The following is a 12,414-nucleotide window of genomic DNA, read 5'->3' as shown; positions in this document are numbered from 1 at the left end:
ATGTCCGTATCCCGACTCGATGCCTGTTTCCAGCGTCTGCGCGAGCAGCAGCGCAAGGCGCTGATCCCCTTCGTCACGGCCGGTGATCCCTCGCTGGAAGCCACCGTGCCGGTCATGCACGCACTGGTCGATGCCGGCGCCGACGTGATCGAACTGGGCGTGCCGTTCTCCGACCCGATGGCCGATGGCCCGACCATCCAGCGCAGCTCCGAGCGCGCGCTGGCGCGCGGTGCTGGCAGCCGCTACGTGCTGCAGGCCGTGGCGCAGTTCCGCGAGCGCGATGCGCAGACCCCGGTGGTGCTGATGGGCTACCTGAACCCGGTGGAGATCCACGGTTACGCGGCCTTCGCCAAGGCCGCCGTGGACGCCGGCGTGGATGGCGTGCTGCTGGTCGACCTGCCGCCGGAAGAAGCGGGCGAGGCGCTGCAGGCGTTCGACGCAGCCGGCCTGGCGCTGGTCCTGCTGGCGTCGCCGACCACCAGCGAGGTGCGCGCCGACAAGCTGCTGGCGTTGGCCCGTGGCTATCTCTACTACGTCAGCTTTGCCGGTGTCACCGGTGCGTCCGAGCGCCTTGACAGCGATGCCGCCAGTGCCCGCCTGCAGGCGTTGCGCGCGCGTGCGTCGGTGCCGGTGGTGGCGGGCTTCGGCATCAAGGATGCCGACAGTGCCGCGGCCATGGCCCGCCAGGCCGATGGCGTGGTGGTGGGCAGCGCGCTGGTGGCGGCGCTGGCCGAAGCGGGCTCGGCGGAAGAGGCCGCGCAGCGCGCCCGGGCCTTCCTCGCCCCACTGCGGCAGGCGCTGGACGCGTAACGGTGGTGCCGGCCACTGGCCGGCATCCTCCGTACCCGCCTGCGCGCAGGGGCTGCCGGCCAGCGGCCGGCACTACCCATCGGTCCAAACACAAGGGTCGCCGGCCAGCGGCCGGCACTACCCCACACCTAAACGTACGTCCCAGCATGGTTTTTTCCGGCGGCCCCGTGGCTGGCAAGGGGGTGCACGGGCGGGGAAAGCGGAGCTAGACTGTCCGCCTTTGCGGCCCCTGGGCCGCCCTGAACGGAAGTGTCCTCCCGCATGAGTTGGCTCAGCAAGTTGATGCCGTCCGGCATCCGCACCGACAATACCCCCAGCAAGAAGCGCAGTGTCCCCGAGGGCCTGTGGGAAAAGTGCAGCAACTGCGGCAGCGCGTTGTACCGTCCGGAACTGGAAGAGAACCTGGAAGTCTGCCCGAAGTGCGGCCATCACATGGCGATCCGTGCGCGTGCGCGCCTGGCTGCCCTGTTCGATGCCGACAGCACCACCGAGATCGGTGCGCGCCTGGGCCCGACCGACCTGCTCAAGTTCAAGGACCAGAAGAAGTACAGCGAGCGCATCAAGATCGCGCAGAAGAATACCGGCGAGTACGACGCGCTGATCGCCATGCGCGGCCTGCTCAAGGGCCGTGCGCTGGTGGCCTCGTCGTTCGACTTCGCCTTCATGGGCGGCTCGATGGGCTCGGTGGTCGGCGAGCGTTTCGCACTGGCCGCGGAAACCGCGGTCGAGATCGGTGCGCCCTACGTGTGCTTCTCGCAGAGCGGTGGCGCGCGCATGCAGGAAGGCCTGTTCTCGCTGATGCAGATGGCCAAGACCTCGGCTGCGCTGGGCAAGCTGCGTGAAGCCGGCCTGCCGTACATCTCGGTGCTGACCCATCCGACCACCGGCGGCGTGTCGGCCTCGTTCGCGATGCTGGGCGACATCAACATCGCCGAGCCGCAGGCGCTGATCGGCTTCGCCGGCCCGCGCGTGATCGAGCAGACCGTGCGCGAAAAGCTGCCGGAAGGCTTCCAGCGCTCGGAGTTCCTGCTGGAGCACGGTGCCATCGACCAGATCTGCGACCGCCGCGAAATGCGCGACCGCCTGTCCGATCTGCTGGCAATGCTGGGCCGTCAGCCGGCGCCGGAGGTGGCTTGATGGGAGGCCGCAAGTACTTCGGTACTGATGGCATCCGTGGGCGGGTCGGCCAGGGCGTGATCTCGGCCGACTTCGTGCTGCGCCTGGGCAACGCCCTGGGCCGTGTCCTGGTCGCGCAGCGCGGCCAGGACGGGCGCCGGCCGATCGTGGTGATCGGCAAGGACACCCGCATTTCCGGCTACATGTTCGAAGCGGCACTGGAAGCCGGCCTGGTCGCCGCCGGCGCCGACGTACAGCTGCTGGGGCCGATGCCGACCCCGGCGGTGGCGTTCCTGACCCGCACGCTGGGCGTGGATGCCGGCATCGTCATCAGCGCCTCGCACAACCCGCACTACGACAACGGCATCAAGTTCTTTTCCGCCCAGGGCGAGAAGCTCGACGATGCCACCGAGCTGGCCCTGGAAGCGGCGCTGGACGTTCCGTTCACCACCGCCGAATCGGAAAAGCTGGGCAAGGCGTCGCGTGCGCGCGAGGCGGTCGGCCGCTACATCGAGTTCTGCAAGGCCAGCGTGCCGCGCGCGTTCGACCTGCGTGGCGTACGCCTGGTGCTGGATTGCGCGCACGGCGCCACCTACCAGATCGCACCGTTGCTGTTCCGCGAACTGGGCGCCGAGGTGATCGGCATTGGTGCCGAGCCCAACGGCGTCAACATCAACGCCGGCGTGGGTTCCACCCATATCGACAACCTGGCGGCCAAGGTCCGCGAAACCCGCGCCGATCTCGGCATCGCCTTCGATGGCGATGGTGACCGCGTGCTGATGGCCGACGACCAGGGCAATCCGGTCGACGGCGATGACCTGCTGTACATCCTGGCACGCGCCTGGAAGGCCGAAGGCCGCCTGCGCGGCCCGGTGGTCGGCACGCTGATGAGCAACTACGGTGTGGAGAAGGCATTCGCCGACCTGCAGATTCCGTTCGTGCGCAGCAATGTCGGCGATCGCTACGTGCACCAGGCGCTGATGGAAGGCGGCGGCGTGCTCGGCGGCGAAGCGTCCGGCCACCTGCTGTGCCTGGACCGGGCCACCACCGGTGACGGCATCGTCAGCGCGCTGCAGGTACTGGTGGCGCTGCGCAACAGCGGGCAGACCCTGCGTCAGGCGCTGAAGGGGCTGGTGCGGGTGCCGCAGAAGACGGTCAACGTGCGGCTGGGCAATGTCTCGGCCAAGGCCACGGTGCAGGCCGACAGCGTGCAGGCCGCGCTGGCCGTCGCGCAGCAATCGGTGGCCGGCCGTGGTCGTGCATTCCTGCGCCCGTCCGGTACCGAGCCGGTGGTGCGGGTCACGGTCGAGGCCGATGATGCAACGCTGATGCAGGACACGCTCGACCGCCTGTCCGCCGCGGTGCGCGACGCCGCCGCCTGAGGCTGGCGACGGTACAACCTGGCACCCCGACATGGCCGCTTCTGCGGCCATGTCGCTTTCCAGCACCACTGACTGAACCGATTGCGACCCGTGATCACGTTCAGCTGCGGCTGTGCGCTTTGTGACGCGCTTTGAACGATGCGCGGCGTATCCCCGGCATCAGGATCCCTGCATCGACGCACGCGATGCGCCGGCGGGGACCCGGTCGGAGCGGACCACGCTCCATCCTACTTCCTTCGTTGCAAGGACCATGACCATGAACACCTTACTGCGCTACAGCCGCCGCCTGCTGGCAGGTGCGCTGCTGGTGCTGCCGTTGCTGGGCGGTGTCTCCATTGCCAGTGCCGAGCGCCGGCCCGAAGGGGAGCCGCACATGTCCGCGCCACGCGAAGAGCCCCTGCGGGCGCCGTGGGGATATCCGCGGATGGAGCGCCCGCGCGAACTGGGTAATGCGCGCCCGGCATTCCGTGAAGACTACCGGCACAATTTCCGTGCCGACCATGCCTTCCGCATCGGCCCGTACCATCCGCCGGTCGGCTACGCCTACCAGCGTTGGCATTACGGTCAGATCCTGCCGCGCCCCTACTGGGTCGGAGACTACATCCTCAACGACTTCTGGCTGTTCGGCCTGGACATGCCGCCGATGGGCTACGAATGGGTTCGCTACGGTCCCGATGCGCTGCTGATCAACACGGGCAACGGCGAGATCGTGCAGGTCGTCTACGGACGATTCTTCTGACTGAACGAACCTGCCTGCGTCACGGCGCAGGCAGGTGCAGTAGTTCGTTCACGGGTGTGTCGGTGGCGCTTGGGTCGGCATTGCCCGCTGCCACTTCCAGGTGTCACGACACATGTCGGCCAGCGTGTGACGGGCCTTCCAGCCCAGCTCGCGCAGCGCCAGCGAGGCGTCGGCGAAACTGACCGCGATGTCGCCATTGCGTCGCGGGACGATGCGGAACGGAATCCGGATCCCGGTGACCTGCTCGAAGGCCTGGATCAGTTCCAGCACGCTGTGGCCCTGGCCGGTGCCGAGGTTGAGCGTGATGCTGCGCCGCTGGTCGCGCAGGAACTGCAGGGCCAGCACGTGGGCGTTGGCCACATCCTGCACATGGATGTAGTCGCGTACGCCGGTGCCGTCATGGGTCGGATAGTCATCACCGAAGACCTGGACTTCCGGCAGCAGGCCAGCAGCGACCTGCGCGATGTAGGGCATCAGGTTGCTCGGCGTGCCGTGCGGCAGCTCACCGATCAATGCCGTGTCATGTGCGCCGACCGGATTGAAGTAGCGCAGCGTCGCCACGTGCAGGTCCTGGCCCGTCGCGACCAGGTCCGCGAGCAGTTGCTCCACCACCAGCTTGGTACGGCCGTAGGGCGTCATTGCACAGGTTGAAGCGGACTCGGCCACCGGGCAGTGCTCCTGGTTGCCGTACACGGTGGCGGAGGAGCTGAAGACCAGCAGCGTCACCCCCGCATCCTGCATCGCACCGAGCAGGGCGATCGTGCCGCTGATGTTGCTGTCGAAGTACCGCAGGGGCACCTTCTGCGATTCGCCCACGGATTTGAGCGCCGCGAAGTGCAGCACGGCATCGATCGCATGCTGCTGCATCAGGGCGGCCATGCGCAGTCGATCACGGATGTCAGCCTGCACGAACACCGGTGCCGTGCCGGTGATCCGTCCGATACGCTCGACGACGCTGGCGTCGCTGTTGCACAGCGAGTCCACGATGACGACGTCGTGTCCCTGCTGCAGCAGCTCGACGCATGCATGCGAGCCGATATAGCCAGCGCCGCCGGTCACCAGTACGTTCATTGCCTTCACTGTTCCTTCGAATCCATTCAAGAATCGGGTGCTGCCGATCACAGGGATGGGCGCCTCTGCGCCGTTTAAGGGCCCGGCACCATCTTCTTCTGCCGGGCCTTGAAGCCGTTGAAGATCGGCGCGATCAGCGGGTTGTAGCTCCAGGCGATGCGTTTGCGCAGCCAGCTGGCCGGGCGGTTGCGGATCGCGAAACGGTAGATGCGCTCAGGATCTCCACCCACCACGTTGCGGCCGAACGGATGGGTGGTATGCAGGTAGCGGAAGCCCTGTTCGCGCGCCACTTCGATGTAGTCATCGTCGAAGTCGCCGTAGGGCCAGCACAGGGTGTCGGAGACTTCGCCGAGCTTTTCCAGCAGCGTCTGCCTGGCCATCGCCAGGTCACCGCTGATGCCTTCGCGGCGCTGTGCACGATCCAGGTCGTCACGCTTCAGCCAGCGGGTGTGGCTGTGGGTGTGGCAGTGGACCTCGAACGTGCCCGCTTCGATCGCCGCGCGCGCTTCGCTCCAGCGCATCATCACTTCGTCGCTTCGGCCCTGCTTGTAGATCAGGTCTTCGCAGGCACGGTGCTCCGGCGTAACCGGCAGCTCGGCGCCTTCGATGCCGGCGTGCGGGCGCACCGGGCCTTCGTGCATCCAGCCGGTGACCACGAACACCACCGCATGCATGCCGTACTTCTGCAGGATCGGGTGGGCGTAGACCCAGTTGTCCAGGTAGCCATCATCGAAGGTGATCACGATCGACTTGCGCGGTACCGGCTTGCCGGCAAGGAAGTCGGCGTACTGATCCAGCGTCAGCGATGTCCAGCCGGTACGTGCCAGCCAGGCGATCTGGCTCTCGAAGTTCTCCGGGGATACGGTGATCATGCCCGGCGAGTTGCTGACATGGTGGTGCATCAGCACCGGTACGGTTCTGGCATTAGCCATGACCCAGCTCCTTCAACCATTGGAGGTAATAATTTTCGGTGGCCTCGCCATGGCCGGCCGCGCTGAACCGCGCAGTGCTGCGGATCCAGTCCCAACCGGCACGGCCCATCTGCCGCCGACGTTCCGGATCGTCCACCAGCAGGCGCAATGCGCCGGTGAGGGCGGCGTCATCGCCCAGCCGGGTGAGGATGGCATTGCTACCTTCCACCAGCATTTCAGGCACGCCGCCGACGCGGTGCGAGACGATCGGCAGCGCTGCCTGCGCGGCTTCGAGGAACACCGTGCCCGAAGCCTCCTTGTGTGTGGCCAGGGCGAAGACGTCGAAACCGGCCATCAGCCGGTGGGCGTCGCTGCGGAAGCCGAGCAGATGCACCTGCTGCTCCAGGCCGAGTTCGCTGCGCAGGGCCTGCAGGCGGCCCATCACCGGCTCGCCGTCGCCTATCACGCACAGGTGAAGATCAGGGTTGGCCCTGCACAAGGGTGCAATGGCATGCAGCAGTTCGGCATGGCCCTTGGCTTCGCGCAGCACGGCCACGCAGCCGACCACGATGTCGCGCTCGGCGAAACCGAGTTCGGCACGCACCTGTGCACGGGTGTCCTGCAGTCTTGTCCAGGGATCGCTCTGCTCGGCGCCGTCCCAGCGTGGCGGCGTCGCCATCGGCGGCACGATGCCGATACGCTCTGCGGCGATGCCACGGTCGACCAGCAGCCGCTTGACGAAGTCGCTGACGGTGATGATCCGGTGCGGCAGGCCGGTATAGGTCAGCAGTGAGTTGACCGGGCTCATCAGGTGGCGCGAGCGCACCACCAGCGGTGTGCCGCCGAGGCGTGCACCGGCCGCGGCGATCAGCGCATCACGGCGGCTGGTGGTGTTGACCACGTCATAGCGCTCGCGGCGCACCAGTCGCGAGACCGACCAGATGCCGCGCAGCAGGCGCGGCAGGCCGCCCATGCGCAGGGTGTGCACGGTGAAGCCATCATCGCGTGCAAGCTGGGCCAGTCGCGCCTCGGGCTGGCACAGCAGCGCCACCTCGTGGCCACGCGCGCGCATCACCTGCATGTGGCGGAAGATGTAGATCTCCTGCCCGCCCATTCCCTTGGCGGCTTCGGTGTGCAGGATGCGCAGCGGACGGTTCATGCGGGATCGATCCTTGAGGGTCAGCGGTTGCGGAAGCGGGTCAGCGCTTCCCATGCAGTGCGTACGGCGGCTGCGTCCGGCGCCTGCTGCGGCAGCGGGCGGTAGTGCAGGTCCAGGGCGGTGGCGTTGCCGAATTTGTCGAACACGTAGATGGCGTCGCCATGGCGTATCGCACGCTGCGACCAGCTTTCGACCACCAGGGCGCGCTGGCCCTGCGGCTCGGCCAGCAGGTCCTGGCCGGTGCTGTAGTCGCCCAGCGCGTTCTCGCAGCCCAGTGCGTGGCGCATCAGTGTCGGCACCCAGTCTTCGTGCGAGCTGGTGCGTGCGTCGTGGCCAGCGGCCTTGCCCGGCCAATGCAGCACGAACGGGACCTGCAGCTGGTAGTCGGAGAAGTTGCCGTTGTGGCCCCAGTAATTCAGCTTCAGGTCGTTGAACTCTTCGGCATGGTCACCGGTGACCAGCACGATGGTGTCCTCGGCCAGGCCCTGTGCACGGAGGTCGTCGAGCAGCGTCCCGATCAGGCTGTCGGCATAGTGCACGGCGGTGCGGTAGCGGTTGAGTTCCGGCGTCGGATCATGCTCCGGGCCGAACTTGAGGAAGTCGATGTCCGCGGCCATTGGCGTCGCCACCGGCGGGTAGCCGTCGGGCATGTGGTAGGGCGCATGGGTGGAGTCGAGGAACACGAAGCCGAACCACGGGCGCTGCGCGGCCTGGCTGGCGCGGATGTCCTGCTGCAGTGCACTGATGATGGCGCGGTCGCGGCCGTCGGACTTCAGCGCCGACGGCCCCTGGTGCAGCTGGTCGCGCACATCGGCGAACACGGTGCGGTCGAATTCCGGGCTGTACATCGGCGCGCTGCCGTACAGGTGCAGGTCGTAGCCCTGCTGGCCCAGCACCTGGAACAGCTGCGAGCCACGCTGCTCGTCAAGCATGCTTGGCCAATAGCCGCCGGGCAGGCCGTAGAGCAGCCCGAACAGGCCGTAGCGGGTGGCATTGCCGGTGCTGAAATGGTGGTCGAACACGCGCGCATCCTGCGCCAGCGCCGACGCGTTGGGCATAAGCTGCGGTGTCAGCACATCGTGGCGCAGCGACTCCAGTACCACCATCAGTACATTGGGGCGATGTGGGCTCTGGCAGCGCAGCGGATGCAGCGGGTACAGCAGCTGCGCATGGCGCGGGTCGGGCAGGCCGGCATGCTGCTGGCTGACCACGCCCAGGCGCCGCATGAAGCTCTTGGCCGTGATCGGCTGTGCCCACGGCAGGTAGTTCCACTGCGCGATCACATCGCGGTCGCCGCGGGCGTCGTAGTAGGCCGTGGCGACCTGGCCGCCGCCCATCAGCAGCGCGACCAGCGCCCAGGCCTGCAGCACCCGTCGACGGCGCGGCGCGGCCGGCAGCAGTTTCCAGCACGCCCAGGCCAGCAGGCCCTCGGCGGTGAACACTGCGGCAACCAGCAGGCCGACCTGCAGCCAGGTCTTCCAGGACAGGGCAACCTGGTCCTGCAGGGCGCCGCCGAACACCATGTTCACGACCATGGCATTGAGGTGGAAGCGGTACAGGGTGAAGACCTTGGCGTCGACCAGCAGCAGGCACAGCCACAGGCCCTGCAGCACGACCGCGCTGATGCTCAGCGTACGCGCACTGCGCGGCCACAGGCCCAGCAGCAATGGCAGCAGGCCGGCCAGCGCACCGAATGCGAGCAGGTGGCCGGGCAGGGCGACCACCAGATAGACCAGGCCGGCGCCGCCGCCCGGATTGTCACGCAGCGGTACATTGCCCAGCGCGATCGCCGCGGCCAGTACCGCATTGCCGGCGATGAACAGCGACCACCAGGCCAGCCGGCGCCAGCGCCGGGCGGAACCTTCAATGGCGGGGGCGGCAGGGGCAGCTGCGGGCATGGCGGGGCAGGTTCAGGGGGTGCGGGAGAGGGGCGGGGCCAACGTGACGGAAGCGTTACTCCGCGCGCGGGTCGCGCATTGTATCGGTTTGTTTCCTTGTATCGAGTGGCGTCCCCCGGGCGATCTGTCACAATGTTCAGGCGGGCCATGAATGCGTTGGCCCCCTCAGACCCAACGACAAGCCAGGAACCGCTGTGAGCCAGATCCCCACCCTCGATATCACCCGTTTCGACAGCGACCGCGAGGCCTTCGTGGCCGAGCTGGGCGCGGCCTACCGCCAATGGGGATTCGCGGGCATCCGCAACCACGGCATCCCGCAGGCCGACATCGACGCGGCCTACGATGCCTTCAAGGCCTTCTTCGCCCTGCCGGAAGAGGTCAAGCGCAAGTACCACGTGGCCGGCAGCGGCGGCGCCCGCGGCTATACCCCGTTCGGCGTGGAGACCGCCAAGGGCTCCAAGCATTTCGACCTGAAGGAGTTCTGGCACATCGGTCGTGAAATCGCCGACGATTCCAAGTACCGGGACGTGATGGCGCCGAACCTGTGGCCGACCGAGGTCGAAGGTTTCCGTGAGCGCGGTTACGGCCTGTATCAGGCGCTGGACAACCTGGGGTCGCGCGTACTGTCCGCGCTGGCCCTGCACATCGGCCTGCCGGAGGACTTCTTCGCCGACAAGACCAACTTCGGCAACTCGATCCTGCGCCCGATCCACTACCCGCCGATCACCACCGACGACATTCCGAACGTGCGTGCCGGTGCCCACGGCGACATCAACTTCATCACCCTGCTGGTCGGCGCCAGTGCCGCGGGCCTGGAAGTGCAGTCGCACGAGGGCGAATGGGTGCCGTTCACCTCGGACGCGGACACCATCGTGGTCAACATCGGCGACATGCTGCAGCGCCTGACCAACCACGTGTATCCGTCGACCATCCACCGCGTGGTCAACCCCCCGGGTGACCTGGCGCGCCAGCCGCGCTACTCGGTGCCGTTCTTCCTGCACCCGAACCCGGACTTCCTGATCGACGTGCTGCCCTCGTGCATCACCGCGGAGAACCCGAGCCGGTACCCGGAGGCGATCACCGCCCACGGCTTCCTCGAGGAACGCCTGCGCGAGATCAAGCTGAAGTAATAAGAAGTGAAGGCCGCCGAAAGGCGGCCTTTTCCTTTGCAGGGCTGCGCCCTGCACCCGCAGAGGCCGAAGCCAAAGCCAAAGCCAAAGCGGCTCTGGGGTGTCCCGTAGGGAGGCGGGGAGGTGTCGGATGGCGGGGACGCCGTGAACCCGTCCCTGGGGGCTTGGCCGCGGCATCCATGCCGCGGACACCCCGCCATCCGACACCTCCCCGCCTTCGACAGTTTCCCGGTGGCGGGGGGTAAATCGGGATTTCCGGTAGGTGTCGACCTTGGTCGACACGGTAGATCCACCCCATGCGTGTGGGGTAGGGGTCAGATCCCTTTTCCGCAGGAAAAGGGATCTGACCCCGGCAGCTACCCGCAATGCCGCTTTTGCTTTTGATTTTCTTTTTTTTTCCGTGGCGGGCGGAACCGCCGGAATGTGTCAGAGGCCGGGCGGGTGGGAATGGCGGGGTGTCTGATCAGTCCGCGGCATGGATGCCGCGGCCAAGCCCCCAGGGGTGAGGGCGCTTTGCTTGCGAAGCACTGCTTCGCAAGCGTCCGAACGCACAGCCGCCAGCGGCTGGGCCGGCCTGGGGGTTTACGGCGTCCCCCGCCATCGCCACCCACCCGGCCAGTCCCCCAAATCCGACCGGGCTCTCTGCGACCAACCACCCCCGCCCCGCCACGAGGGGCTGCGCCGTTGGCTGAAAATCCATGTAACCGCTTACACGGAAACGGATTTTTGCCGTAGCGGGTATCATGACCGGCTGACTTCACACAGGAGCCACCCGCTCATGCGCCGCAAGATCGTCGCCGGAAACTGGAAGCTGCATGGCAGCCGTCAATTCGCCAATGAACTGCTGGGGCAGGTGGCCGCCGGGCTGCCGCTGGAGGGGGTGGACGTGGTGATCCTGCCGCCGCTGCCGTACCTGGGCGAGCTGGTCGAGGACTTCGGCGAGACCGGCCTGGCCTTCGGCGCGCAGGACGTGAGCAGCAACGAGAAGGGCGCCTATACCGGCGAGGTCTGCGCGGCCATGCTGGTCGAGGTCGGGGCCCGCTATGGCCTGGTCGGCCACTCCGAGCGCCGCCAGTACCACCATGAAAGCAGCGAGCTGGTCGCGCGCAAGTTCGCCGCCGCCCAGCATGCCGGCCTGGTGCCGGTGCTGTGCGTGGGCGAGACCCTGGAGCAGCGCGAGGCCGGGCAGACCGAAACGGTCATCGCCAGCCAGCTGGCGCCGGTGCTGGAGCTGGTCGGCGCGGCCGGTTTCGCCAAGGCCGTGGTTGCCTACGAGCCGGTCTGGGCCATCGGCACCGGCCGGACCGCCAGCAAGGAGCAGGCGCAGCAGGTGCACGCGTTCATCCGTGGCGAAGTCGCGCGTATCGATGCTAGAATCGCTGATTCACTGCCCATTGTTTACGGCGGTAGCGTGAAGCCCGACAATGCCGGGGAACTGTTCGCGCAGCCGGATGTCGATGGTGGGCTGGTCGGCGGCGCCTCCCTGGTGGCCGCGGACTTCCTGGCCATCGCACGGGCGGCGGCCGCGAACTAATCCTAGAAGTATTGTCCGAGGGCGGTTTCCAATGCTGATGTTGATCCTCAATGTCGTCTACGTGCTGGTCGCTGTGGCCATGATCGCGCTGATTCTGATGCAGCGTGGCTCGGGTGCGGCGGCGGGTTCGGGCTTTGGCGCCGGTGCCTCGGGTACGGTGTTCGGTGCGCGCGGCGCCTCGAACTTCCTGTCCAAGTCGACCAAGTGGCTGGCTGTCGTGTTCTTTGGCATCAGCCTCTTCATGGCCTGGTATGCCGGTCACGGCACCCGCCCGGCGGCCGACCAGGATCTGGGTCTGATGTCCGCCCCGGCGGCGACCGCTCCGGCGGCTCCGGCGGGCGAACTGCCGGCCGTTCCGAAGGCCGATGCGGTCCCGGCCGCCCCGGTTCCGGCCGCGAATGTGCCGGCTAAGGCGGAATCTTCGGTTTCTGGTGAAGAAAAGCCTTCGGAAGGCTCCCAGAAAGACTGAAGCCGGTTACAATACGCGGCGCATCGGGAACATAGTCTGATGTGATCGTTTGCCCAGGTGGCGGAATTGGTAGACGCACTACCTTGAGGTGGTAGCGACGCAAGTCGTAGGGGTTCGAGTCCCCTCTTGGGCACCATTTGTAAGTAAAGCGGGTTCGTCTGGCGCGCAAGGCGCCAGGCAGATTCCCGTCCACTC

The 12,414-nt window shown here is 67.2% G+C and carries 11 protein-coding genes and 1 tRNA gene; 8 read left to right on the top strand and 4 right to left on the bottom strand.

Going from position 1 to position 12,414, the window contains the following annotated elements; genetic code table 11:
• From trpA to DFO63_RS05510, 4 genes are all read left to right on the top strand, one after another.
• The gene (trpA, locus tag DFO63_RS05525; protein WP_049445559.1) at nucleotides 1–810 is read left to right on the top strand and encodes a tryptophan synthase subunit alpha; all 810 of its coding nucleotides are present in this window, start codon (nucleotides 1–3) and stop codon (nucleotides 808–810) included.
• A gap of 261 nt (nucleotides 811–1,071) precedes the next feature.
• Nucleotides 1,072–1,947 carry an acetyl-CoA carboxylase, carboxyltransferase subunit beta gene (gene accD, locus DFO63_RS05520; protein ID WP_005410473.1) on the top strand — a complete coding sequence of 292 codons (876 nt, stop codon included), beginning with the start codon at nucleotides 1,072–1,074 and terminating at the stop codon, nucleotides 1,945–1,947.
• Nucleotides 1,947–3,308, top strand: a complete 1,362-nt coding sequence (gene glmM, locus DFO63_RS05515) for a phosphoglucosamine mutase (protein WP_049445557.1) — start codon at nucleotides 1,947–1,949, stop codon at nucleotides 3,306–3,308. Before accD ends, glmM begins: the two co-directional genes overlap by 1 nt.
• 256 nt (nucleotides 3,309–3,564) lie before the next feature.
• Entirely contained in the window at nucleotides 3,565–4,047 is a 483-nt protein-coding gene (locus tag DFO63_RS05510; protein WP_049445704.1) for an RcnB family protein, read from the top strand.
• Between the two features lie 48 nt (nucleotides 4,048–4,095).
• Here the strand turns inward: DFO63_RS05510 and galE are convergent, their stop codons facing one another.
• The 4 genes from galE to DFO63_RS05490 all read right to left on the bottom strand — a co-directional run bounded on the left by galE (nucleotide 4,096) and on the right by DFO63_RS05490 (nucleotide 9,086).
• Nucleotides 4,096–5,118, bottom strand: a complete 1,023-nt coding sequence (gene galE, locus DFO63_RS05505; RefSeq protein ID WP_119006566.1) for a UDP-glucose 4-epimerase GalE — start codon at nucleotides 5,116–5,118, stop codon at nucleotides 4,096–4,098.
• 74 nt (nucleotides 5,119–5,192) lie between these two features.
• The gene (locus DFO63_RS05500; RefSeq protein ID WP_014037956.1) at nucleotides 5,193–6,050 is read right to left on the bottom strand and encodes a polysaccharide deacetylase family protein; all 858 of its coding nucleotides are present in this window, start codon (nucleotides 6,048–6,050) and stop codon (nucleotides 5,193–5,195) included.
• Entirely contained in the window at nucleotides 6,043–7,188 is a 1,146-nt protein-coding gene (locus DFO63_RS05495; RefSeq protein ID WP_049445551.1) for a glycosyltransferase family 4 protein, read from the bottom strand. The genes DFO63_RS05500 and DFO63_RS05495 overlap by 8 nt, the downstream gene beginning before the upstream one ends.
• A gap of 20 nt (nucleotides 7,189–7,208) precedes the next feature.
• Nucleotides 7,209–9,086 (bottom strand): sulfatase-like hydrolase/transferase, encoded by a 1,878-nt coding sequence (locus DFO63_RS05490; RefSeq protein WP_080347523.1) that lies wholly within the window; start codon nucleotides 9,084–9,086, stop codon nucleotides 7,209–7,211.
• Between the two features lie 194 nt (nucleotides 9,087–9,280).
• Here DFO63_RS05490 and DFO63_RS05485 point away from each other — a divergent pair, with 194 nt between their 5' ends.
• From DFO63_RS05485 to DFO63_RS05470, 4 genes are all read left to right on the top strand, one after another.
• On the top strand, nucleotides 9,281–10,216 hold the full coding sequence (locus tag DFO63_RS05485; RefSeq protein WP_014037953.1) for a 2-oxoglutarate and iron-dependent oxygenase domain-containing protein: 936 nt from the start codon (nucleotides 9,281–9,283) through the stop codon (nucleotides 10,214–10,216).
• 778 nt (nucleotides 10,217–10,994) lie between these two features.
• Nucleotides 10,995–11,750 (top strand): triose-phosphate isomerase, encoded by a 756-nt coding sequence (tpiA, locus tag DFO63_RS05480; RefSeq protein WP_014037952.1) that lies wholly within the window; start codon nucleotides 10,995–10,997, stop codon nucleotides 11,748–11,750.
• Nucleotides 11,751–11,781: 31 nt separating this feature from the next.
• Complete coding sequence (gene secG, locus DFO63_RS05475; RefSeq protein ID WP_014037951.1) at nucleotides 11,782–12,219, top strand: preprotein translocase subunit SecG; 438 nt, start codon at nucleotides 11,782–11,784, stop codon at nucleotides 12,217–12,219.
• Nucleotides 12,220–12,270: 51 nt separating this feature from the next.
• Nucleotides 12,271–12,355 (top strand) — tRNA-Leu (locus DFO63_RS05470).
• The last annotated feature ends 59 nt before the right edge of the window (nucleotides 12,356–12,414 follow it).

The sequence above is a fragment of the Stenotrophomonas sp. AG209 genome, from assembly GCF_003550055.1.
Lineage (GTDB): Bacteria > Pseudomonadota > Gammaproteobacteria > Xanthomonadales > Xanthomonadaceae > Stenotrophomonas.
This window is presented reverse-complemented; position numbering and strand designations above follow the sequence as displayed.

What these genes read in the sequence shown, in the direction of transcription:
- trpA (WP_049445559.1), top strand. Translation starts at nt 1, where the DNA reads ATGTCCGTATCCCGACTCGATGCCTGTTTCCAGCGTCTGCGCGAGCAG.
- accD (WP_005410473.1), top strand. Translation starts at nt 1,072, where the DNA reads ATGAGTTGGCTCAGCAAGTTGATGCCGTCCGGCATCCGCACCGACAAT.
- glmM (WP_049445557.1), top strand. Translation starts at nt 1,947, where the DNA reads ATGGGAGGCCGCAAGTACTTCGGTACTGATGGCATCCGTGGGCGGGTC.
- DFO63_RS05510 (WP_049445704.1), top strand. Translation starts at nt 3,565, where the DNA reads ATGAACACCTTACTGCGCTACAGCCGCCGCCTGCTGGCAGGTGCGCTG.
- galE (WP_119006566.1), bottom strand. Translation starts at nt 5,118, where the DNA reads ATGAACGTACTGGTGACCGGCGGCGCTGGCTATATCGGCTCGCATGCA.
- DFO63_RS05500 (WP_014037956.1), bottom strand. Translation starts at nt 6,050, where the DNA reads ATGGCTAATGCCAGAACCGTACCGGTGCTGATGCACCACCATGTCAGC.
- DFO63_RS05495 (WP_049445551.1), bottom strand. Translation starts at nt 7,188, where the DNA reads ATGAACCGTCCGCTGCGCATCCTGCACACCGAAGCCGCCAAGGGAATG.
- DFO63_RS05490 (WP_080347523.1), bottom strand. Translation starts at nt 9,086, where the DNA reads ATGCCCGCAGCTGCCCCTGCCGCCCCCGCCATTGAAGGTTCCGCCCGG.
- tpiA (WP_014037952.1), top strand. Translation starts at nt 10,995, where the DNA reads ATGCGCCGCAAGATCGTCGCCGGAAACTGGAAGCTGCATGGCAGCCGT.
- secG (WP_014037951.1), top strand. Translation starts at nt 11,782, where the DNA reads ATGCTGATGTTGATCCTCAATGTCGTCTACGTGCTGGTCGCTGTGGCC.